This is a genomic window from Ruegeria arenilitoris (genome assembly GCF_013032855.1).
GTDB lineage: Bacteria > Pseudomonadota > Alphaproteobacteria > Rhodobacterales > Rhodobacteraceae > Ruegeria > Ruegeria arenilitoris.
Genome location: NZ_WQDA01000001.1, coordinates 106670 through 128144, shown reverse-complemented (window position 1 = coordinate 128144; position 21475 = coordinate 106670). Strand labels below are relative to the sequence as shown.

Annotated in this window: 19 protein-coding genes; 7 read left to right on the top strand and 12 right to left on the bottom strand. The window is 63.1% G+C overall.

What is annotated here, in order from left to right:
- Positions 1 to 6: 6 nt before the first annotated feature.
- From GOW72_RS00605 to hslO, 5 genes are all read right to left on the bottom strand, one after another.
- On the bottom strand, positions 7 to 1839 hold the full coding sequence (locus tag GOW72_RS00605) for an ABC transporter ATP-binding protein (RefSeq protein WP_170364384.1): 1833 nt from the start codon (positions 1837 to 1839) through the stop codon (positions 7 to 9).
- On the bottom strand, positions 1836 to 3686 hold the full coding sequence (locus GOW72_RS00600; RefSeq protein WP_170364382.1) for an ABC transporter ATP-binding protein: 1851 nt from the start codon (positions 3684 to 3686) through the stop codon (positions 1836 to 1838). Before GOW72_RS00600 ends, GOW72_RS00605 begins: the two co-directional genes overlap by 4 nt.
- A 191-nt stretch (positions 3687 to 3877) precedes the next feature.
- A complete protein-coding gene (locus GOW72_RS00595; protein WP_170365955.1) occupies positions 3878 to 5029 on the bottom strand; it encodes a CCA tRNA nucleotidyltransferase in 1152 nt (383 codons plus the stop codon).
- A complete protein-coding gene (locus tag GOW72_RS00590) occupies positions 5029 to 5628 on the bottom strand; it encodes a CoA pyrophosphatase (RefSeq protein ID WP_170364380.1) in 600 nt (199 codons plus the stop codon). Before GOW72_RS00590 ends, GOW72_RS00595 begins: the two co-directional genes overlap by 1 nt.
- Positions 5618 to 6604: an Hsp33 family molecular chaperone HslO gene (gene hslO, locus GOW72_RS00585; RefSeq protein WP_093963913.1), complete on the bottom strand. Its 987-nt coding sequence runs from the start codon at positions 6602 to 6604 to the stop codon at positions 5618 to 5620. The genes GOW72_RS00590 and hslO overlap by 11 nt, the downstream gene beginning before the upstream one ends.
- Before the next feature lie 76 nt (positions 6605 to 6680).
- Here hslO and GOW72_RS00580 point away from each other — a divergent pair, with 76 nt between their 5' ends.
- Positions 6681 to 7124, top strand: a complete 444-nt coding sequence (locus GOW72_RS00580; RefSeq protein WP_170364378.1) for an NUDIX hydrolase — start codon at positions 6681 to 6683, stop codon at positions 7122 to 7124.
- Here the strand turns inward: GOW72_RS00580 and GOW72_RS00575 are convergent.
- Positions 7121 to 8386: a SpoIIE family protein phosphatase gene (locus GOW72_RS00575; protein WP_170364376.1), complete on the bottom strand. Its 1266-nt coding sequence runs from the start codon at positions 8384 to 8386 to the stop codon at positions 7121 to 7123. The genes GOW72_RS00580 and GOW72_RS00575 overlap by 4 nt on opposite strands.
- A gap of 157 nt (positions 8387 to 8543) precedes the next feature.
- On the opposite strand from GOW72_RS00575, the gene GOW72_RS00570 reads away from it, so the two are divergent.
- Positions 8544 to 8870, top strand: coding sequence for an Hpt domain-containing protein (locus GOW72_RS00570; protein WP_170364374.1), 327 nt, complete (start codon positions 8544 to 8546; stop codon positions 8868 to 8870).
- A 4-nt stretch (positions 8871 to 8874) separates the two neighbouring features.
- Here the strand turns inward: GOW72_RS00570 and ilvA are convergent, their stop codons facing one another.
- Both ilvA and GOW72_RS00560 read right to left on the bottom strand, forming a co-directional pair.
- Positions 8875 to 10101 (bottom strand): threonine ammonia-lyase IlvA, encoded by a 1227-nt coding sequence (gene ilvA / locus GOW72_RS00565; RefSeq protein ID WP_170364371.1) that lies wholly within the window; start codon positions 10099 to 10101, stop codon positions 8875 to 8877.
- A 59-nt stretch (positions 10102 to 10160) separates the two neighbouring features.
- Positions 10161 to 10928, bottom strand: coding sequence for a hypothetical protein (locus GOW72_RS00560; protein ID WP_170364369.1), 768 nt, complete (start codon positions 10926 to 10928; stop codon positions 10161 to 10163).
- Between the two features lie 134 nt (positions 10929 to 11062).
- Between GOW72_RS00560 and GOW72_RS00555 the strand changes: the two genes are divergently transcribed.
- The 4 genes from GOW72_RS00555 (at position 11063) to msrA (ending at position 13843) form a co-directional block, all read left to right on the top strand.
- Positions 11063 to 12289 (top strand): argininosuccinate synthase, encoded by a 1227-nt coding sequence (locus tag GOW72_RS00555; RefSeq protein WP_170364367.1) that lies wholly within the window; start codon positions 11063 to 11065, stop codon positions 12287 to 12289.
- Positions 12290 to 12321: 32 nt separating this feature from the next.
- Entirely contained in the window at positions 12322 to 12720 is a 399-nt protein-coding gene (locus GOW72_RS00550) for a DUF1810 domain-containing protein (protein WP_170361345.1), read from the top strand.
- Between the two features lie 80 nt (positions 12721 to 12800).
- Positions 12801 to 13082, top strand: a complete 282-nt coding sequence (locus GOW72_RS00545) for an SCP2 sterol-binding domain-containing protein (RefSeq protein ID WP_170361121.1) — start codon at positions 12801 to 12803, stop codon at positions 13080 to 13082.
- Positions 13083 to 13177: 95 nt separating this feature from the next.
- Positions 13178 to 13843 carry a peptide-methionine (S)-S-oxide reductase MsrA gene (msrA, locus tag GOW72_RS00540; protein ID WP_170364365.1) on the top strand — a complete coding sequence of 222 codons (666 nt, stop codon included), beginning with the start codon at positions 13178 to 13180 and terminating at the stop codon, positions 13841 to 13843.
- Here the strand turns inward: msrA and GOW72_RS00535 are convergent.
- A complete protein-coding gene (locus GOW72_RS00535; protein ID WP_170364363.1) occupies positions 13840 to 14712 on the bottom strand; it encodes a ribokinase in 873 nt (290 codons plus the stop codon). The two genes, msrA and GOW72_RS00535, sit on opposite strands and share 4 nt — an antisense overlap.
- A 4-nt stretch (positions 14713 to 14716) precedes the next feature.
- The gene (locus GOW72_RS00530) at positions 14717 to 16972 is read right to left on the bottom strand and encodes an NADP-dependent malic enzyme (protein WP_170364361.1); all 2256 of its coding nucleotides are present in this window, start codon (positions 16970 to 16972) and stop codon (positions 14717 to 14719) included.
- 160 nt (positions 16973 to 17132) lie between these two features.
- Between GOW72_RS00530 and mutS the strand changes: the two genes are divergently transcribed.
- Positions 17133 to 19748, top strand: coding sequence for a DNA mismatch repair protein MutS (mutS, locus tag GOW72_RS00525; protein ID WP_170365954.1), 2616 nt, complete (start codon positions 17133 to 17135; stop codon positions 19746 to 19748).
- 35 nt (positions 19749 to 19783) lie between these two features.
- On the opposite strand, the gene GOW72_RS00520 is transcribed toward mutS, so the two are convergent.
- Both GOW72_RS00520 and hrcA read right to left on the bottom strand, forming a co-directional pair.
- On the bottom strand, positions 19784 to 20347 hold the full coding sequence (locus GOW72_RS00520) for a nucleotide exchange factor GrpE (protein ID WP_170364359.1): 564 nt from the start codon (positions 20345 to 20347) through the stop codon (positions 19784 to 19786).
- Between the two features lie 10 nt (positions 20348 to 20357).
- Positions 20358 to 21422, bottom strand: coding sequence for a heat-inducible transcriptional repressor HrcA (gene hrcA, locus GOW72_RS00515; RefSeq protein WP_170364357.1), 1065 nt, complete (start codon positions 21420 to 21422; stop codon positions 20358 to 20360).
- Positions 21423 to 21475 lie beyond the last annotated feature (53 nt).

Below are 21475 nucleotides of genomic sequence, written 5' to 3'. Positions count from 1 at the left end.
AAACCCTTATTCGGCGGCCTCGGTCTGGATGAACCCGCCCGACTGGCGGTGCCAGAACCGCGCATACAACCCGCCCTGCGCCAGCAGAGTGTCATGCGGCCCGCTTTCCACGATGCGCCCGTGATCCAGAACGATGATCCTGTCCATCTCGCTGAGGGTGGACAGGCGGTGGGCGATGGCCAGAACGGTCTTGCCTTCCATCACCCGGTGCAGCGCGGTCTGGATCGCGGCCTCGACCTCGGAATCCAGCGCCGAGGTCGCCTCGTCCAGCACGAGGATCGGCGCGTCCTTCAGGATCGCGCGGGCCAAAGCAATGCGCTGACGCTGGCCGCCGCTCAGCTTGACGCCGCGCTCGCCCAGATGCGCGTCATAGCCCTTGCGCCCCTGCCCGTCCTGCAGATCGAGGATGAAATCATGCGCCTCGGCTTTTTTGGCGGCGGCGATCATCTGGTCTTCGCTGGCATCGGGCCGACCGTACAGGATGTTGTCGCGGGCCGAACGGTTGAACATCGCGGTTTCCTGCGTGACCATGCCGATCTGGCGGCGCAGGCTGTCCTGCGTGACGCGGGCGATGTCCTGCCCGTCGATCAGAATCTGCCCATTTTCCCTGTCATAGAGCCTTAGCAGCAGCGAAACCAGGGTGGACTTCCCCGCCCCCGAGGCACCGACGATGCCCAGTTTCTCGCCCGGCTGCACCGTCAGCGTCAGGTCCGAGACTCCGCCCACGTCGCGACCATAGGCAAAGCTGACATCGCGGAACTCGATCCGGCCCTCGGGCACCGTCAGCTCGGTGGCGTCCGGCGCATCCTCGACCCGGTCGGGCCGCGCCAGGGTTTTCATGCCGTTCTCGATCTCGCCCACATGGGCGTAGATCCCCATCAGGGTAAAGCTGACCCAGCCCGTCATCTGCGCGATGCGGATCGAAATGGCGCCCGCCGCCACGATATCCCCGGTGGTCGCCGACCCGGCCTGCCACAGCCACAGCGTCGCGCCCAACAGCAGAACCGGCAGAAGCCCCGCCAGTGTCATCAAAATGAACCGGAAACTGGCCGACAGTTTGCCAAAGGCCAGAGACTTGTCGCGCAGCGCAACCATCGAGTCGCGCGCGGCCTGATCCTCGAACTCGGAATGGGCAAACAGCTTGACGGTCTTGATGTTGGTGATCGTGTCCACCACCTGTCCTGACACCATCGCCCGCGCTCCGGCCCGCGCGGCCGAGCGTGTACGGATGCGCGGCAGGTACCAGCGCACGAGCAGGAAATACACCGCCAGCCAGGCCACGAAGGGCAGCATGACAAGGGGATGAATAGACCCTAACAAAAGCAAAGATCCCACGAGCGAGGCCAAGGCAAAGACGATGGCGCTGATGGTTTCGGACACGACCGAGGTCAGCGCATTGGCCGTCTGCATTTGTTTCTGGGCAATCCGTCCGGCAAAATCGTCGTCGAAATAGGTGACGGACTGGCCCAGCGTCCAGCGGTTCAGCTTGGCCAGGACCAGCGGCGGGATGTTGGGCATGACGATATAATTGTTCGACACCGAGGACAGCCCGAACAGCAGCGGCCGGATCAGCATGAAGAACGCCACGGCGCCCAGGATCATCCAAAGGTTTCGCGGTGTCAGAAAGTTCTCGGGGCCGCTGGCGGTCGCCATGTCGATCACCCAGCCCAGAATCCAGGCGGTTCCAGCCTCCATTGCACCTGCCAGGGCCGAAAACAGTGCAGCGGCGAACAACATGGGCCAGGCCCCTGTCAGGCACCAGCGAATGAACGCCCCCAGCCTTTGCGGCGGGGGCGTCTGGGTGGGTTCAAACGGTTTGATCAGGTCTGCGACCGTCATTCTGCTGCCTCGTCCGCGGCCTCGGGGTTCATGAAGCCGCCAGATTGGCGCGCCCAGAACTGGGCGTAAAGACCGCCCTGCTCCAGAAGATCGGCATGGGTGCCTTCCTCGACGATCCGGCCTCCGTCCATCACCAGGATGCGGTCCATCTTGGCGATGGTGCTGAGCCGGTGCGCGATGGCAATCACGGTCTTGCCCTGCATCATGCCGTACAGCGTCTCCTGGATTGCGGCTTCGACCTCGGAATCTAGGGCGGATGTGGCCTCGTCCAACAACAAGATCGGCGCGTCCTTCAGGATCACCCGCGCCAGCGTCACCCGCTGCCGTTGCCCGCCGCTCAGCTTGACGCCGCGCTCGCCCACATGGGCGTCATAGCCGGTGCGGCCCTGCGGGTCCTGCAGGTCGAGGATGAAGTCATGCGCCTCGGCCTGCTTGGCAGCGGCGATCATCTGCTCTTCGGTGGCATCGGGACGGCCATACAGGATGTTGTCGCGCACCGAGCGGTGCAACAGCGCGCTGTCCTGCTGAACCATGCCGATATTGCGGCGTAGGCTGTCCTGGGTGACGGTGCGGATGTCCTGCCCGTCGATCAGGATCGCACCGCTTTCCACGTCGTAGAACCGCAGAAGCAACTTGACGAGGGTCGACTTCCCGGCCCCCGAGCGCCCGATCAGCCCGACCTTTTCGCCCGGCTGGATGGTCAGATTGACGTGATCCAGCCCGCCGGTCTCGCGGCCATAATGGTGCGACAGGTCGCGGATCTCGATCCGGCCGTCGGTCAGTTGCAATGGTTTGGCGCCCGGCGCATCCAGCAGGTCGACGGGCTGGGCGATGGTCTCCATCCCCTCGGCCACAACGCCCAGCTGGCGGAAGAAGCTGGTCAGAGCCCACATGATCCAGCCGGTCATGGCATTCAGCCGCAGCGTCAGCGCGGTGGCCGCCGCCACCACCCCGACCGAGGCACTGCCCTGCATCCACAGGTAAATGGCCCAGCCGACCACACCGATGATCAGCACGCCGTTCAGCGCGACCAGAACGGCATCCATGATGGTGAAGATGCGCATTTCGGTCTGGAAGGTGCGCCGGGTCTCTTCGATTGCTTCGCGCGCATAGTCGAGCTCCTGCTGGGCATGGGCGAACATCTTCACCGAGTGGATGTTGGTATAGCTGTCGACCACCCGGCCCGTCACCGTGGACCGCGCATCGGACGCGGCCTGCGATGCCGGCCCCACCCGCTGCACCGTCCAGCGCACCAGCAGCGCATAGAGCGCGAACCAGATCAGCAGCGGCAGCAGCAGGCGCGGGTCGGCAGCCATCAGCAGGATCGCCGCGCCGATCAGATAGGCCAGCGAGAACGAAATCGCATCGAACACCTGGAACACCACCTCGCCCGCGGCGGGCGGGGTCTGCATGATGCGGTTAGCGATACGCCCGGCAAAATCATTCTCGAACCAACCGACCGACTGGCGCAGAACGTGCTTGTGCGCCCGCCAGCGGATCAGCGTTCCGAAATTGGGCAGGATCGCATTGTTCAGCAACAGCACGTCCAGCACATGCAGGATCGGGCGCAGAAACAGGATGAACAGCGCCACCAGAACCAGCTCGGTCCCGTGGGCCTGCCAGACTTCGGACGGCGATCCGCCCAGCAGGTCGACGACCCGGCCCATATAATAGATCAGCCCGATCTCGACCGCGGCCACGATGATCGACATCAGCGCGGCCCAGAAGAAGACGCGCCGAAAAGGGCGGGAATAATCCAGCATGAAAGGCCACAGCCGCGTCGGCGGCGTGTCTACCTCTTCATAGGCAACAAAAGGGTCTACGAGGTTTTCGAAATAGCGAAACATGGAGGTGCTCCGATTGAGCAGGAAAATTGAAAATGCGAAAGCAGATGGCGCCAAAACACCACCCGTACGGGTCAGGTGTTCTGGCCTTAGCCGAACCAGATCCCGTAATACATTCGCAGTCCTCCATCCATGTGACAGGCGCACCCTATCCGAACACCTGCGGGCTTGTCATCCCCTTTTGAGACTTCCCGTCAAACTTGCAGCAGCGCGTCCCGGTCCAGCGTGAAATCCGAGGCGATCCAGCGGCTTTCCAGTTCGGCCAGTTTTGCGCCCAGCGCAGGGCCGGAGTAACGCCCGAGCAGATCGGCGGCCCTGACCGGGAATGTCTCTGCGGCCCCTTTTTCAACGGCCGCGCCCGTCTCAGCCGTCCAGGGTTGTTCCAGAAAGGCACAGCGCAGCAGGGTCGCATCCTGTCCGTCTGGCCGGCCCAGCCGATACCCCAATTCGGCCGCATCGGCACTGCCCAGCGCGCCGTCGCGGATCCGGGTCAGGCGGGCCAATTGCGCCTTGCTGAGGCGCAGAGTCCCGGCAACCTCGGGCCCTGCGATGGCTGCCAGGCGGCGCAGCGCGTCGGGGGCAAGCCCGGCCTGCGATTCAAGATGGATCAGGATCGGCAGCGCCCGATCGTCGGCGCCGGGCAGCAGATGCGCCAGAACGCCGATGCTGCGCATGGCGGCCACCGACGGGGCCGGATCGGGCGCGGCCAGCAGTTTCAGCATCTCGGCTCCGACCCGCTCGCGCGACAGCCGGTCGAGCCCGTCCAGATCGGCCGCAATCGCCGCCAGAGCATCCGGGTCCATCCCGGCCTGCGCATCGCCATACCAGGCGTGAAACCGGAAATACCGCAACGAGCGCAGATAGTCCTCGCGGATGCGATCTTGGGCCGCACCGATGAACCGCACGCGCCGCGCCTGCAGGTCGGGCAGGCCGCCCAGCGGATCCAGAATGGTGCCGTCGGGGCGGGAATAGAGCGCGTTCATCGTAAAATCGCGGCGGGCGGCGTCCTCTTCCACCTGGTCCGAAAAGGCCACGACCGCGCGCCGCCCGTCGGTTTCGACGTCGCGGCGAAAGGTTGTGATCTCATGTGGTTTGCCGTCGCTGACCACGGTCACGGTGCCATGATCAATCCCCGTCGGAATCGCCTTCAGCCCGGCTCGTTCAGCCAGGTCCATCACCTGTTGCGGGCGGGCATCGGTGGCGATGTCGAGATCCGAGACCGGGGCCCCCAGCAGCGCATTGCGGACGCAACCCCCAACGAACAGCGCCAGCGCGCCGCCCTCGGTCAGCGCCGCACACACGTTCTGCGTGGCCGGGTTCGTGATCCAGTCTTCGGTGATCCGCATCATTCGTTCATCCGTGCCGCCAACCCGCGCAACATGCGGGCCGTGGCGCCCCAGATGTAGTAGGGGCCAAAGGGCACCGCGAAGTAATACCGCCGTGTTCCGCGCCAGATGCGCGATTCAACCACATAATTCGCAGGGTTCAGCACATGCGCAAGAGGAACCGAAAATACCTCGTCAACCTCGCCCGGTTCGGCCACCGGGTCAAAGCCGCGCTCCAGAACCGCCACCACCGGTGTCACGGCGAATGACGTGACGGTTTCATGCACCGGCAAGGTACCCAGAATGCGTGGCAGGTCCGGCGGCAGGCCGATCTCCTCCTGCGCCTCGCGCAGGGCGGTTGCGGTCACATCCGCATCGGTGTCATCCTGCTTGCCACCCGGAAAGGCGATCTGCCCCGGATGGTGTTTCAGGGCCGAAGACCGCTTGGTCAGGATCAGGCGCGGATCGTCGCGGGCCAGGTCCACGGCGATCAGAACACCCGCGGGGCGCAGCTTGCGCCCCGCAGGCAGAACCGTCCCGGGATTGAGGTCGAAGTCGCTGGACCCGTCACCGGGACGGGCCAGCGCCGCGCTCAGACGCGGGATCAGGTCAGCCGGCATCCGGATCTTCTGCCTCGAACCCGACGGATTTCGGATCCAGCACGTAATGCGCGCCGCAGAACTGGCAGTCGGCGGTCACGGTGCCTTCATCCGTGGTCATCTTCTCGATGTCCTGGGCCGAGTAGATCGACAGGCTTTGACGCACGCGGTCCTCGGAGCAGGTGCAGCCGAACTGCACCGACTGGGCCTCGTACACGCGGGGCTGTTCCTCGTGGAACAGGCGCACCAGCAGATCGGTCGGCGCCACGGATGGTCCGATCATTTCCAGATCCTCGACCGTGTCCAGAAGTATGTTGACCCGACCCCAGTTCTCTTCTTCCTGACCATCGACCAGATCGGCGGCTGTCAGAACTTCGCCCGTACCCTCGCCGCTGGCGACAAACGGAGACGCCTTTGGCATGTGCTGCAGCATGATGCCGCCGGCGCGCCAGCGTTCGCCCACACCCGGCTCGGTCGACCGGCCAAAGCTGAGCGAGAAGCGGGTCGGCAGCTGTTCGGACTGCGCGAAATACGCCTCGGCGCAGGCGCTGAGCGATCCTCCGGCCAGCGGCGTGATCCCCTGATAGGGTTGCGTCCCCTTGCCCTGGTCGATCAGGATCGCAAAGTATCCCTCGCCCACCTGATCAAAGGGAGCACCTTCGGTCAGACGGTCGCGGTCAAAGCTGGCATAGGCCCTGATCTGCGCGGGCTGACCCTCTTCGCGCGGGGCGTAATAGTCAGTGGCGATCATCCGCACGGGCCCCTTGGACTGAACCTGCAGCGACAGCTTCCAGCGCAGCGCGACGGTCTGGCCGATCAGCGCGGTCAGCAAGGCCATCTCGGCCACCAGCGCCTCGACCTGCGCGGGGTAGTTGTGCTGCTTCAGGATGCCGTCCAGCACCCCGTCCAGCCGGGCCACGCGGCCACGCATATCCGATACATCAAGTTGAAAGGGCAGGACGGTATCGTCCCACGCGATTTTCGTTCCAAGAGACATGGGGTTTCCTTAAGCGCCGCAAGTTGGCATATCGCCACCATATAGGTCGTACATTCGGGGTTGAAAGGGTCCTTACATGATCAGACGGTTCGGCGAAACCCCGGAACCGGGACGGAAATACACGCGCCGGGTCGGCGTCTATGCGCTGCTGCCGCGCGGGGCCAGCCTGCTGCTGACCTGCCAGACCGAACCCGGACCCGACTTGCAGCTGCCCGGTGGCGGGATCGACCCCGGCGAGTCGCCAATAGTCGCCCTGCATCGCGAAGTGTTCGAAGAAACCGGATGGTCGATCGCGGACCCGCGGCGGGTTGGTGCGTTCCGGCGATTCACCTACATGCCCGAATATGATTTGTGGGCCGAGAAGGTCTGTCTGATCTACCGGGCCCGCCCGGTGCAGCGCAAAAGACCACCGACCGAACCCTTTCACGAAGCGGTTTGGATGAACACCGGCGATGCGGTTCACATGTTGGGCAATGCAGGCGACCGGCACTTCGCGCGGCTGCAACTATCCGGGCTTTAGTTTCCGTTGTACTCGAAAAACACAGCTGAAACGTCATCCTCCATCCCCGTTCCCGGCGGCATGCCCTGAGTCAATCGCCAGAACATGTCGTCCAGAAACTCCGGCCCGCTGTTCGCCCCTAGGCATTCCAGCGCCATCCGTTGCAGCCCATCCTCATCCAGAAGATCACCGTTTTTGACACGGCATTCGGTGAAGCCGTCCGAGTACAACAGCAGCTTGTCACCGCGCTGCAGATAGGTTTCGGTCTGCTGGAACGCCACATCGGGCAGCAATCCGATGGGAAGGCCGCCATCCCCAAGGAACTCTGCCCGGCCGGTCCGGCGCAACAGCAGTGGATGGGGGTGCCCAGCCTGAACCATTCTAAGGTGGCCGTTGCGCAGATCCACGATGGCGTAGACCATGGTGAAATATTCCTCGATCCCCGTGTCGGCCATCAGGCGGGCATTTAGGATAGCGGCCACCTGCTCGGGTGGCAGCAAGGCGTAGAACTTGTTGAACCGCTTCTCCATTGCGACGTTCTGATCGAAATGCTGGCTGGTCAGATACCCGCCCAACCGCGCTGTCATCATTGCTGACGTGATACCGTGGCCGGAGACGTCGATGCTGTAGAACCCGATCCGGTTCGCGCCCGGCGAGAACATCCCCACCAGGTCACCCCCGATGTGGCCGCAGGGTTTGAGCAGCAGGCTGACCCGGGACTTGCCAAATTCCCGATAGAGTTCCGGCACCAGTGATTCCTGAATCTTGCGCGCCTGGATCAGATCCTTGTCGATGGCGTCATGCGCAAGGCGCAGTTCGGCCAAAGCGGTTTCGATCAACCGGTTCTTGTCCGAAAGCTCGCGCTGCATATCAAGAATGCGGGCCCCTGCCGAAATGCGGGCCCGCAATTCGTCTGCTTCAAGCGGTTTGATCAGGAAATCATCCGCACCGGCATCCAGGCCGCGCGCGACTTCCTGCTTCTCACTTTTTGAGGTCAGAAGGATGAAATAGGTGTACTGGTCGTTCTCCAAAGCGCGAAACGCCCGGCAGAATTCCAGCCCGCCCATGCCCGGCATCACCCAGTCACTGAGCACCAGATCGGGCAGGCCCTTTTTGCAGATCTCGATCGCTTCTTCACCGCTGTCGGCCTCGACAACCGTGAATCCCCATTTCTTCAGCGACGCCACCAGAATACGGCGTTGCAGACGGCTGTCATCGACCACCAGCACAGTCCGGATGGCTCCAAAATCCAGTTCAGCCTTGGCCTCAATTTGGCTGGACACTCGCACGCGAAACCTCTGCGCATTTTCCTACGGGGGTGCGGCAAAGCTACGGCGCTCGGCTTAACAACCGATGAAAGCTGTTCACCGCAGCGGCTTAACCCGGATTTTACCCCGGACCGGTATTCAGAGACGGTACCGGTCAAGGTGGAGGACGGTGATGATACACTGGCCAAGGGTGCGCCAGCTGCGTGATGAAGTCGGGTCCGAGGAGTTCGACGAGGTCGTCCGGATTTTTCTGGATGAAGTCGGTGAGGTCATGGGCCGCTTGACGTCGGACACCGACCGATCCGCGCTTGAGCAGAACCTGCATTTCCTCAAGGGCAGTGCATTGAGCCTTGGTTTTGAGAGCCTGTCCAAACTCTGTCAGGATGGCGAACTGCGCGCTGCTGCGGGCCATGGGGCGGAAGTCGATCTGGACGCGGTCATTGCGGCTTTTGACCGCTCGCGCGCGGAATTCATGTCCGGCCTAAAGGACAACCTGTAATCGGTCAGATCACGAATTGTGCCAGCGTCTCGTCCTCGGTGATGTCGGTATAGACGAACCCGGCATCGTCCAGATGCGCAAACAGGCGCAGGAAATTGTCCGGCTTGCTGGTCTCGATCCCGATCAGGACTGAACCGAAATTGCGCGCTGATTTCTTCATGTATTCAAACCGGGCGATGTCATCTTCGGGGCCGAGGATGTTCAGAAATTCCTTCAGCGCACCGGGTCGCTGCGGCAGGCGCAGAATGAAGTATTTTTTGACGCCCGAGTAGCGCTGCGCCCGCTCTTTGACCTCGGGAAGACGCTCGAAATCGAAATTCCCGCCCGAGGTGACGCAGACGACCGTCTTGCCGCGCACAAAGCTCTGGACGTCGCCCACCGCCTCGATCGCCAGGGCCCCGGCGGGTTCCAGCACGATGCCTTCCACGTTCAACATCTCGATCATGGTGGTGCAGATGCGGTCTTCGGGCAGGACGATCACGTCCGACAGATGCCGGTCGCGCAACAGCTGGAACGGCTTGTCACCGATCCGGCCCACCGCCGCGCCGTCGACGAAATTGTCCACCTTGTCCAGCGACACCGGATGGCCCGCCGCCAGCGCCGCGCGCAGACAGGCCCCGCCCGCGGGTTCGACGAACAGGCAATGGGTGCGGTCGCCGAACCACGTCGCCACGCCCGAGGACATGCCGCCCCCGCCCACCGGCAGCACCACGTGATCGGGAAGGCGGCCCAGCTGTTCCTCGATTTCGACGGCCAATGAGGCCTGCCCCTCGATCACGTCGTCATCGTCGAAGGGCGACAGGAAATACCCGCCCTGCTGCGCGCACCAGTCCTGAGCCGCGGCAAGCGTGTGGTCGAAATAGTCGCCAGTCAGGTGGATCTCGACGTTGTCGCCACCAAAGATTCGGGTCTTCTGGATCTTTTGCTGAGGTGTCGTCACCGGCATGAAGATCACGCCTTTGACCCCCATGTGCTTGCACATAAAGGCCACGCCCTGCGCGTGGTTGCCAGCGCTGGCGCACACGAACAGGTCCTGTCCCTGCTGCTTGCGCATGGCGTTGAACGCGCCGCGGATCTTGTAGGACCGCACCGGGCTGAGGTCTTCGCGTTTCAGCCAGATGTCGGCATCGTATTTCTCGGACAGATGGGCATTGCGCTGCAACGGCGTTGCAGGAAACACGGTGCGCATCGCCTGTTCGGCGGCGCGGGCGCGGGTCATGAAATCACTCATGCCGCATTCCCTGCCCCATCAGGCCGACAAGGGCAAGGAATACATCGGTGTACGGGCGATCAGCCCAGTTCGCGCTTTTCGATGAACACGCCGTACATCGTGGTCAGGATGCTGACGTTGATCATCGGCAGGATCAGAATCCCGAAAAACAGGGCGATCAATACACCCAGTACCGGAATGATCGACAAAACTCCGATCGCCAGCTGAACCAGAAACTGAAACAGGAACGAGACCACGATAAGAACGACGATTGTACCTCCGGTACCCAGAGTGTTGTTCCAAGCCTCGGCCAACGTGATCGGCTGGCCGATTGCCGCAGCCGGCAGGATGATGGACAGCCGATAGAAGCAAATAGCCAGGAAAACCAGGTAGCCGATGGTCAGGATGATCGAAACGGCGATCAGTCCTTCGCCCAGCATGCCTGTCAGGATCCCCATCGGCAGGAATGCAATTGCCATCAGGATCCCGAGCATCAGTCCGCGTCCAAAATAGGCCAGAATGCGATCGAACCGAAAGGTGGGCAGCACGCCGGAAGGATACTCTTCCAGAAGAATGTATCTGTGCCAGGCCACCGCGATCCAGCCCATGATGAGGACCATCACGACGAATAGGAGAAACGCGAACAGAACAATGGCCCCCGGGTTCACTCCCGGCGGCAGCCCGTTCGGATTGTCATCAAATGCCTCGAGAGGAATTCCGGACACCATGAACAGGCCGATGATTGCAACCGTTCCGATTACGGCCGGTCCGATAACGATTTGCGCCACCTGCTTGAGATTGCCAAAAACCATCCGAAGCGAGTGGGCAAAAATATTCCATCCGAGCATTCCGAAATTTCCTTAATCAATCCATGGTTGTTACCGTTTGACTGCAATTCCGCCGCCCGGTCAATCCACAGCTTCTTGCCCCCACGTCGAAAACCCGCTAGGGGCCAATCGTCTTACGCATAAGGGGAAGTCAGATGTCCGCGCCCAAGAAAGTTGTTCTGGCCTATTCCGGTGGCCTTGATACCTCGATCATCCTGAAATGGCTGCAGACCGAGTATGGCTGCGAGGTGGTGACCTTCACCGCCGATCTGGGTCAGGGCGAAGAGCTTGAGCCCGCCCGCCAGAAGGCCGAGCTGCTGGGGATCAAGCCCGAGAACATCTATATCGAGGACATCCGCGAGGAGTTCGTCCGCGATTTCGTCTTCCCGATGTTCCGCGCCAATGCGCAGTACGAAGGGCTGTACCTGCTGGGCACCTCGATCGCGCGGCCGCTGATCTCGAAGCGCCTGATCGAGATCGCCAAGGAAACCGGCGCTGACGCGGTGGCGCATGGCGCCACCGGCAAAGGCAATGACCAGGTGCGGTTCGAACTGGCGGCCTATGCGCTGAACCCTGACATCAAGGTGATCGCGCCCTGGCGCGAGTGGGACCTGACCAGCCGTACCAAGCTGCTGGAATTTGCCGAGGCGCACCAGATCCCGATCGCCAAGGACAAGCGCGGCGAGGCACCCTTCTCGGTGGATGCGAACCTCCTGCATACCTCGTCCGAGGGCAAGGTTCTGGAAGACCCCGCTGTACAGGCGCCCGACTATGTCTATCAGCGTACCGTCCACCCCGAGGACGCCCGGAACGAGCCTGAATATATCGAGATCGGCTTTGAAAAAGGCGACCCGGTCAGCATCAATGGCGAGGCGATGAGTCCCGCCACCCTGCTGACCAAGCTGAACGAATACGGCGGCAAGCACGGCATCGGTCGTCTGGATCTGGTCGAAGGCCGGTTCGTGGGCATGAAATCGCGCGGCATCTACGAAACACCGGGCGGCACCATCCTGCTGGAGGCGCATCGCGGCATCGAATCCATCACCATGGACCGCGGCGCGATGCACCTGAAGGACCAGCTGATGCCGCAATATGCCGAGCTGATCTACAACGGCTTCTGGTACAGCCCCGAGCGCGAGATGCTTCAGGCCGCCATCGACAAGAGCCAGGAACATGTCACCGGCACCGTCCGCGTGAAGCTGTACAAGGGTCTGGCCTCGACGGTCGGCCGCTGGTCGGATCATTCGCTGTATTCCGAGGCGCATGTGACTTTTGAGGAAGACGCCGGTGCCTATGACCAGAAAGACGCTGCGGGCTTCATCCAGTTGAACGCGCTGCGGCTCAAGCTGCTGGCGGCGCGCGACAAGCGGTTGTCCAAGTGACCGAGGATGACAGCATAAACGACGAACTGGAAATGTTCATCGAAGCGCAGGACACGGTCTGGTCCGATGTCCTGCGCGAACTGGAACGGGGACAGAAGACCAGCCATTGGATGTGGTTCGTCTTTCCGCAACTGGCCGAGCTGGGCCAATCACACATGGCGCAGCTCTACGGGATCGAGGATCTGGACGAGGCTGCGGCCTATCTGGCCCACCCCGAATTGCGCCGCCGCCTGACCGAGGTGGCCCGGCTGCTGCTGACCCACGCAGGCAAGGACCCGGCCGAGATTCTGGGCAAGGTCGATGCCAAGAAGCTGCGGTCGTCCATGACCCTGTTCGCCGCCGTGCCCGATGCTCCGCCCGAATTCCAGGCGGTTCTGGGTGCGTTCTACGACGGTCAGCCCTGCCCGCGCACGCAGCAGGCCCTGGGCTGAGCGGTTTCCCGTAAGGTCACGCTTGCCCCGGCCCCTGCCCTCTGTCACCCCAAACGCAAGTGCGAAAAAGGGAGGCAGGGATGCTGCAGGAGATCACCGAAGGACTCCAGAAGGGGCTGGCCGACAAACGCTTTGAAGGCTCGTTGAAATTCGATTGCGGCGCCGATGGCGTGATCGTGCTGGCCGACAACACGGCCACAACCCAGGACCGCGAAACCGATTGCACCATCCGCATCTCGCGCGAAAACCTGGGCAAACTGCTGACCGGCAAGCTGAACCCGATGACCGGGGTGATGATGGGCAAGCTCAAGATCTCGGGCGACATGGGCGTCGCGATGAAGCTGGGGCAGTTGCTGGGCTAGGCGATAAACTCGTCTCACCACCGCGTGACAAACGGTTTCAGCCGATTGCCAGCCGCCCCGTTGCGCGGCAGCCTGAGGCGGAAAGGAGATCCGCCATGACCCGTTGCCTCGACCAGATCAAGCTGACCCTTCTGTTTGCGCTGATTGCGCTGGCGCTGATCCTGCGCGCTCAGCCTTCCCCGGCGGCCGGAACCGAGACGCTGACCGTGGCGGGCGGCTGTTTCTGGTGCGTCGAGGCCGATTTCGAATCCGTGCCCGGCGTGATCGAGGCGGTTTCGGGTTACACCGGCGGCACGACTCCGAACCCCACCTACAGCCAGGTCACGAGCGGCGGCACCGGCCATTACGAGGCGGTGCAGATCACCTTCGACCCGACCCGCGTTTCCCGTAAAACCCTGCTGAACCTGTTTTTCCGCTCGGTCGATCCCACCGATGCGGGCGGGCAGTTCTGTGACCGGGGTGAGAGCTATCTCACAGCGATTTTTGTCTCTGACACGGGCGAAAAAGCTTTGGCCGAACGCAGCAAGGCCGATGCGCAGCGTGTGCTGGGTCAGGCCATCGTGACTCCGGTCATGCCGCTTGGGGCGTTCTATCCGGCCGAGGCCTATCATCAGGATTACTACAAGGGCAAAAAGCTGGTGTTCACCCGGTTCGGGCCGAAACGCCAGCTGAACGCCTACAAGGCCTATCGCAAGGCCTGCGGCCGCGATGCGCGGGTCCGGCAGCTGTGGGGCAGCACCGCGCCGTTTGCCGGATCTTAATCCAGTGCGGCCTCGCGCACCTCTTTCAAATCGGGAATGACGTCTGCCGTGCCGGGTCGCATCACCATCAGCGCAGCGGCCCGGTTGGCCTGGGTGATGGCCTGCGCCATCGGCATCCCGCGGTCCATTCCGGCCAGGACATATCCGGTAAAGGTGTCCCCTGCCCCGGTCGTGTCCACGGCCTTGACCTTGTGGGCGGGAAACTCTGCCGCCGCCTCGCCGCGTTGATGATAGCGGGCGCCTTTTGACCCCAGCGTGACGATCACATGTTCGACCGGCAGATCGGCCGGGGCCAGCCCGGTGGCCTGTTGCAGTTGGGCGGCTTCGACCTCGTTCAGGATCAGGAATTCCAGATAGGGCAGCACCGCCTGAACCGCCGCCGCGCTGAAGGGGGCTGCGGCATAGCACACGGTCAGACCCCGCTCGCGGCCCAGCTTCGCGGCCTCAACCTGTGCGGTGGTCTCGTTCTGGAACACCAGAAGATCGCCCGTGTCAGAGTCTGCCAGCGCAGCGGAAACCTGATCGGCGCCGATCGCGTGGTTGGCGCCGGGGTACAGGATGATCAGGTTTTCGCCCTGCGCATCCACCGCGATGATCGCATGGCCCGTGGGCTGATCGACCTGCGCGATGTGCCGTGTGTCGACCCCATATTCCGTCAACCGGTCGCGTGCCCACAGCCCGTCGGACCCCACGGCGCCGATGTGGCGCACATGCGCCCCGGCCCGCGCCGCCGCAACCGACATGTTCGCGCCCTTGCCGCCCAGAAACCGCTGCAAACCGCTGGCCGCAAGGGTTTCACCCGGCGCCGGCAGGTGCGGCAGCGCGTAGACCATGTCGGCGTTGATCGAGCCTAGGTTCCAGATTGCCATCGGATCACGCCATGTCGCACGAGGCCAGGATGGCCATGTTCAGGATGTCATTCGCGGTCGAGCCGGTCGAACAGATCTGGATCGGCTTGTCGATGCCGGTCAGGATCGGGCCGATCACCGTGGCTCCGGCCATCTCCTGCATCAGCTTGGTGGAAATCGAGGCCGAGTGCCGCGCGGGCACGATCAGGATGTTGGCCGGCCCGGTCAGGCGGCAGAAGGGATAGGCCTCTTGCTGGTGGGCGTTCAGCGCCACGTCGACGGTCATTTCGCCTTCGTATTCGAAATCGACGCCGCGCGCCTCCAGCACTTGCGGGGCTTTGTACAGCTTTTCGGTCCGCTCGGAGACCGGATAGCCGAAGGTCGAGAAGCTGACGAAGGCCACCCGAGGCTCCAGCCCCATGTGGCGGGCAACCGTGGCGGCGCGTTCGGCAATCGTCGCCAGATCGTTCTCGTCGGGCCATTCATGCACCAGCGTGTCGCCGATCAGCACGATCCGGCCCTTGTGCAGCAGCGCGGTGATCCCGGCGGCACCATGGGCGGCGTCGGCGTCGAACACATGGCTGATGCGGTCCAGCACATGCGCCGATTTGCGGGTGGCCCCGGTCACCAGACCGTCGCCATGCCCATGCGCCAGCATCAGGGCCGAGAACACATGCCGGTCGCGCGCGGCCAGGCGGTGGATGTCCTTGCGGTCAAAGCCTTTGCGCTGCAATCGCTGGTACAGAAAGTCCTTGTAGGCATCGAGATGCGTGGTGTTGGCGGCGTTGACCACCTCCAATTCGCGCACCGCGTCGCCCAGACCGGCGGCTTCCAGCTTGGTCTTCACGTCGTCGGGCCGGCCCACGACCAGCGCCTTGCCGAAGCCCGACCGCTGATACGTCACCGCCGCGCGCAAAACCCGCGGATCGTCGCCCTCGGCAAAGATCATCCGGCTTTGCGCCGCGCGGGCCCGGGCGTTCAGGCCGCGCAGAATGCTGGCGGTCGGGTCCATGCGCGACTTGAGGCTCAACTCATAGGCCTCCATGTCGATGATCGGCCGCCGGGCCGCGCCGGTGTCCATCCCTGCCTTCGCGACGGCAGGCGGAATGCGATAGATCAGGCGCGGGTCAAACGGCGTGGGAATGATGTAGTCGCGCCCGAAGGTCAGCGATTTTCCATAAGCCAGCGCCACCTCGTCGGGCACGTCCTCGCGCGCCAGACGGGCCAGCGCGTGGGCGCAGGCGATCTTCATCTCGTCATTGATGGCGCGGGCGTGGATGTCCAGCGCCCCGCGGAACAGGTAGGGAAAGCCCAGAACGTTGTTGACCTGGTTGGGGTAGTCGCTGCGCCCGGTGGCCACGATGGCGTCAACGCGCACCTCGTGTGCCTCTTCCGGGGTGATTTCCGGATCGGGATTGGCCATGGCGAAGATCACCGGATTGTCGGCCATACTGGCGACCATCTCCTGCGTGACCGCGCCTTTGACGGATACGCCCAGGAACACGTCTGCGCCCCTCATGGCCTCTTCCAGCGTGCGCAGCTCGGTCGCAATCGCGTGGGCCGATTTCCACTGGTTCATGCCCTCGGTCCGGCCCTGATAGATCACGCCTTTGGTGTCGCAGACGATGCAGTTTTCATGCCGGGCGCCCATCGACTTGAGTAGTTCGATACAGGCGATCCCCGCCGCCCCGGCTCCGTTGAGGACGATCTTCACGTCCTCGATCTTCTTGCCCGAGATGTGCAGCGCGTTGATCAGCCCCGCCGCGCAGATCACCGCCGTGCCGTGCTGGTCGTCGTGAAAGACGGGGATGTCCATCTCTTCCTTCAGGCGCTGCTCGATGATGAAGCACTCGGGCGCCTTGATGTCTTCCAGGTTGATGCCGCCGAAGGTCGGCCCCATCAGCTTGACCGCGCGGCAGAATTCGTCCGGGTCCTCGGTGTCCAGTTCGATGTCGATCGAGTTCACGTCGGCGAACCGCTTGAACAAGACCGATTTTCCCTCCATCACCGGCTTGGACCCCAACGCGCCCAGATTGCCCAGCCCCAGAACCGCCGTCCCGTTCGAGATCACGGCCACAAGGTTGCCCTTGTTGGTATAGTCATAGGCGGTCTCGGGGTTCTCAGCGATGGCTTCACACGGAACCGCCACGCCGGGGCTGTAGGCCAGCGACAGATCGCGTTGGGTGGTCATGGGAACGGTGGCCTGCACCTCCCACTTTCCGGGGGTGGGTTCCAGGTGAAAGGCCAGCGCCTCTTCTTTGGTGATCTTCGCTTTGGGCATTTTGACGGTCGGTTCCATGACTTCGGGGCTTTTCGCCTCATACCGCAGGCGCGGGCGCGCCTCAACGACTATGCGATTTCACCTTTCGTCGCGGTTGGGGGATTTGTAAGGTCGCGCCGGAATACGCCAGAGGGGAGCAGCCTTGTCCAACGTCACGCCGATGATGGCGCAATACCTGGAAATCAAAGAGGCCCACAAAGACGCCCTGCTGTTCTACCGCATGGGCGATTTCTACGAGATGTTCTTCGAGGACGCCGTGAACGCCGCCGAGGCGCTGGACATCGCCCTGACCAAGCGCGGCAAGCACAATGGCGAAGACATCCCCATGTGCGGCGTGCCGGTGCATTCGGCCGAGGGTTATCTGCTGACGCTGATCCGCAAGGGGTTTCGCGTCGCCGTCTGTGAACAGATGGAAAGCCCGGCCGAGGCCAAGAAAAGAGGCTCTAAATCGGTGGTAAAGCGCGATGTGGTGCGCCTTGTCACCCCCGGCACCTTGACCGAAGACGCACTTCTGGAGGCGCGCCGCCACAACTTTCTGGCCGCCTATGCCGAGGTGCGCGACGAGGCCGCGCTGGCCTGGGCCGACATCTCGACCGGGGCGTTTCACGTGATGCCGCTGACGTCGGTGCGCCTCAGCCCCGAACTGGCCCGGCTGGCCCCGTCCGAGCTGATCGTGGCCGATGGCGCCGAGGCCGATCTGCGCGACACGGTCGAAGACCTGGGCGTCGCGCTCACCCCCATCGGGCGGGCCAGTTTCGACAGCAGTGCGGCAGAAAAACGCATCTGCGGGTTGTTTCACGTGGGCACGCTGGACGCGTTCGGCAGCTTTGGACGCGCCGAAGTGTCCGCGATGGGCGCGCTGATCGATTACCTGGAGATCACGCAGAAGGGCAAATTGCCCCTGTTGCAAACGCCGATGAAGGAATCCGAGGATCGCGTCGTGCAGATCGACGCAGCCACCCGCCGCAATCTGGAACTCACACGGTCCTTGTCGGGCGGACGGGCCGGATCGCTGCTGTCGGTGGTGGACCGCACCGTGACCCCGGGCGGCGCGCGCCTGTTGGAACAACGCCTGTCCAGCCCCTCGCGCAATCTGGATGTGATCCATGCCCGGCTGGATGCGGTGGATTTTGCCGCCCAGGACAGCCTGATCGCCGCCGATCTGCGCGAGGCGCTGCGCAAAACGCCCGATCTGGACCGCGCTCTGTCGCGCCTGTCGCTGGAGCGTGGCGGCCCGCGCGATCTGGCCGCCATCCGCAACGGGCTGGCGCAGGCGCAGGCAATTGCCGAGATCTGCGCCGGTCAGGACCTGCCGGTGCTGCTGGCGACCGCGGTGCAGAACCTCGTGGGCTTCGACGATCTGCTCGACCTGCTGGATCAGGCGCTGGTCGCCGACCCGCCACTGCTGGCGCGCGATGGCGGCTACATCGCCCCCGGTTTCGACGCCGAACTGGACGAGGCCCGCACCCTGCGGGACGAAGGCCGCTCGGTCATTGCCGGGTTTCAGCAGAAGTACGCGAAACATACCGGCATCGCCTCGTTGAAAATCAAGCACAACAACGTGCTGGGCTATTTCATCGAAACCACGGCGACCCATGCCGAAAAGATGCTGAACCCGCCGTTCAGCGAGACCTATATCCACCGCCAGACCACCGCCAACCAGGTGCGGTTCACAACGGTTGAGCTCAGCGAAATCGAAACCCGCATCCTGAACGCCGGAAACCTGGCGCTTGAGATTGAAAAACGGCTCTATCGAAGGCTTTCTGACGAGATTCTGGCGCAGGCTGCCCGCATCAATCAGGCCGCGCGAGGGCTGGCCGAGTTGGACCTGACCACCGCGCTGGCCGATCTGGCGCTGGGCGAGAACTGGTGCCGCCCTCAGGTGGACGGCTCGCGCGCCTTCGACATCGTCGCGGGCCGCCACCCGGTGGTCGAGCACGCGCTGCGCCAGCAATCCGGTGATGCCTTCATCGCCAATGACTGCGACCTCGGTGCCGAGGACGGCGCCGCCATCTGGCTGCTGACCGGCCCCAACATGGCGGGTAAGTCGACCTTCCTGCGCCAGAATGCGCTGATTGCCCTGCTGGCGCAGATGGGCAGTTTCGTTCCGGCCGAACGCGCCCATATCGGGCTAGTCAGCCAGTTGTTCAGCCGCGTAGGCGCCTCGGACGATCTGGCGCGGGGCCGGTCAACCTTCATGGTCGAGATGGTCGAAACCGCGGCCATCCTCAACCAGGCCGATGACCGGGCGCTGGTGATCCTCGATGAGATCGGGCGTGGCACCGCCACCTATGACGGCCTGTCCATCGCGTGGGCCACGCTGGAACATCTGCACGCCGCCAACCGCTGCCGGGCGTTGTTCGCCACCCATTACCACGAGCTGACCGCGCTGGCCGGCAAGCTGGAGGGCGTCGAAAACGCCACCGTCGCGGTCAAGGAATGGGAGGGCGAGGTGATTTTCCTGCACGAGGTCCACAAGGGCGCAGCCGACCGGTCCTATGGTGTGCAGGTCGCGCAACTGGCCGGCCTGCCGGCTTCGGTCGTCGAACGCGCACGCGTGGTTCTGGACCAGTTGGAGAAGACCGAGAGCGAGGGGGGCAAGCAAAAAGCGCTGATCGATGATCTGCCGCTGTTTTCCGCCGCAACGCCCCCGCCGCCACCGGCTGCGAAAGCCTCGCCGGTCACCGACATGCTGGACCAGATCCTGCCGGACGAGCTGACCCCGCGCGATGCGCTGGACCTGATCTACAAACTGAAAGAGGCGGCCAGATCCTGACCGCCCCATTCAATTGTCAGTGAAGCACTGGCCCGTCAGCTAGCCGGGGTCGAGCTGACCCCCACCTGCGCCGGACGCAGCAGGCGGTCATGCAGCATGAACCCTTCGGCTGAGACCTGGATAATCTCGCCCGCTTTGGTGCCCGGCACCGGGGCTTCGAACATGGCTTCGTGCAGGTTCGGGTCGAACTTGTCGCCAACCTCGGGTGTGATCACCTCGATCCCGTGTTTCTGGAATACGTCCTTCAACACGCGCATGGTCAGCTCGACACCTTCGATCAGGCCGGCTGCGACCTCTTTCTGCTCGTCCGTAGCCGCCTCGAGCGCTCGTTTCAGGTTGTCGTAGACCGGCAGCATGTCGCGCGCCAGTTTGGACCCACCATACTGTTCGGCCTCACGGCGGGCCCTGTCGCCACGCTTGCGTGCGTTTTCCGCATCCGCCAGGGCGCGCATGAACTTGTCGCGCAACTCATCGCGCTCGGCCTTCAGGGCATCCAGTTCCAGCGCTTCTTCGCTGATCTCGGCCATCTCCTCGGCCAGTTCTTCCGCCTCGGCAGTTGCAATGTCGTCCAGAAAGTCTTCGTTCTTCGGCTCTGCCATCTTTTACCCTCTAGCTCCGATCGGAAATCAGTTTCCCAACCAGTTGCGCCGTGTAGTCCACGATCGGCACGATCCGCCCATAGTTCAGACGGGTCGGCCCGATCACGCCAACGGCGCCGATTATCTTTCGATCAGCGTTCATATAAGGAGACACCACCAAAGAGGAACCCGAAAGTGAGAAAAGTTTGTTCTCCGAGCCGATAAAAATGCGCACACCTTCACCTTCCTCGGTCAATTCGAGGAATTCGGCTATGTCACGCTTGCGTTCCAGATCGTCAAACAGGACCCGGATTCGCTCCAGCTCCTCTTCCTGACCGGTGTCGCCCAGCAGATTCGCCCGACCACGCACGATCAGACGCGCCGAGTCCGACGCCTCGCCCTCCCAGGCCGCAAGGCCGCTTTCCACAAGCTCGCGGGCCAGCACGTCGATCTCTTGCCTGCGCGCCGCAATCTCGGTCTGGATCATCCGGCGCACATCGGACAGTTTCCGGCCCTCGATCAGGGCGTTCAGGAAATTGGCCGCCTCACGCATCGAACTGGGCGTCTGACCCGGTGGTGGCGTGAACAGCCGGTTCTCCACATGGCCATCTGCGAAAACCAATACCACCAGGGCCCGGTCATGGCCCAGGGAAACGAACTCGATATGCTTGATTTCGGATTCGTGCTTGGGTGTCAGCACCAGCGACGCGCCATGCGTGACGTTCGACAAGGCGGCCCCGACGCGATCCAGCATACCGCTGACATCACCGGAATTGCTGCCCAGCGTCTCATCCAGCTTCTTGCGGTCGTCCTCGCCCAGGTCGCCAACTTCCAGCAGGCCGTCGACGAACATGCGCAGCCCAACCTGTGTGGGCACCCGGCCGGCGCTGACATGCGGACTGCCCAAAAGGCCCAGAAACTCGAGATCCTGCATGACATTGCGAACCGTTGCCGCGCTGACTTTTTCACTGAGGGTCCGGCTGAGGGTCCGGCTGCCGACAGGCTCGCCGCTTTCCAGATAGCTTTCGACGATCAGGCGAAACACTTCCCGCGACCGGTCGTTCAACTCGTCCAGAATTTTGCTCGCTTCACTCATCGGTGGTTCCCTTGCTGGGTGGTCATTAAATAGCTGCCAACAGAAAGGTCAAT

Coding starts and splice junctions, on each gene's coding strand:
- GOW72_RS00580 (WP_170364378.1), top strand. CDS start 6,681: ATGATCAGACGGTTCGGCGAAACCCCGGAACCGGGACGGAAATACACG.
- GOW72_RS00590 (WP_170364380.1), bottom strand. CDS start 5,628: ATGCCGGCTGACCTGATCCCGCGTCTGAGCGCGGCGCTGGCCCGTCCC.
- hrcA (WP_170364357.1), bottom strand. CDS start 21,422: ATGAGTGAAGCGAGCAAAATTCTGGACGAGTTGAACGACCGGTCGCGG.
- msrA (WP_170364365.1), top strand. CDS start 13,178: ATGACCCGTTGCCTCGACCAGATCAAGCTGACCCTTCTGTTTGCGCTG.
- hslO (WP_093963913.1), bottom strand. CDS start 6,604: ATGTCTCTTGGAACGAAAATCGCGTGGGACGATACCGTCCTGCCCTTT.
- GOW72_RS00570 (WP_170364374.1), top strand. CDS start 8,544: ATGATACACTGGCCAAGGGTGCGCCAGCTGCGTGATGAAGTCGGGTCC.
- mutS (WP_170365954.1), top strand. CDS start 17,133: ATGATGGCGCAATACCTGGAAATCAAAGAGGCCCACAAAGACGCCCTG.
- GOW72_RS00600 (WP_170364382.1), bottom strand. CDS start 3,686: ATGTTTCGCTATTTCGAAAACCTCGTAGACCCTTTTGTTGCCTATGAA.
- GOW72_RS00545 (WP_170361121.1), top strand. CDS start 12,801: ATGCTGCAGGAGATCACCGAAGGACTCCAGAAGGGGCTGGCCGACAAA.
- GOW72_RS00550 (WP_170361345.1), top strand. CDS start 12,322: ATGTTCATCGAAGCGCAGGACACGGTCTGGTCCGATGTCCTGCGCGAA.
- GOW72_RS00520 (WP_170364359.1), bottom strand. CDS start 20,347: ATGGCAGAGCCGAAGAACGAAGACTTTCTGGACGACATTGCAACTGCC.
- GOW72_RS00560 (WP_170364369.1), bottom strand. CDS start 10,928: ATGCTCGGATGGAATATTTTTGCCCACTCGCTTCGGATGGTTTTTGGC.
- GOW72_RS00605 (WP_170364384.1), bottom strand. CDS start 1,839: ATGACGGTCGCAGACCTGATCAAACCGTTTGAACCCACCCAGACGCCC.
- GOW72_RS00595 (WP_170365955.1), bottom strand. CDS start 5,029: ATGCGGATCACCGAAGACTGGATCACGAACCCGGCCACGCAGAACGTG.
- ilvA (WP_170364371.1), bottom strand. CDS start 10,101: ATGAGTGATTTCATGACCCGCGCCCGCGCCGCCGAACAGGCGATGCGC.
- GOW72_RS00530 (WP_170364361.1), bottom strand. CDS start 16,972: ATGCCCAAAGCGAAGATCACCAAAGAAGAGGCGCTGGCCTTTCACCTG.
- GOW72_RS00535 (WP_170364363.1), bottom strand. CDS start 14,712: ATGGCAATCTGGAACCTAGGCTCGATCAACGCCGACATGGTCTACGCG.
- GOW72_RS00555 (WP_170364367.1), top strand. CDS start 11,063: ATGTCCGCGCCCAAGAAAGTTGTTCTGGCCTATTCCGGTGGCCTTGAT.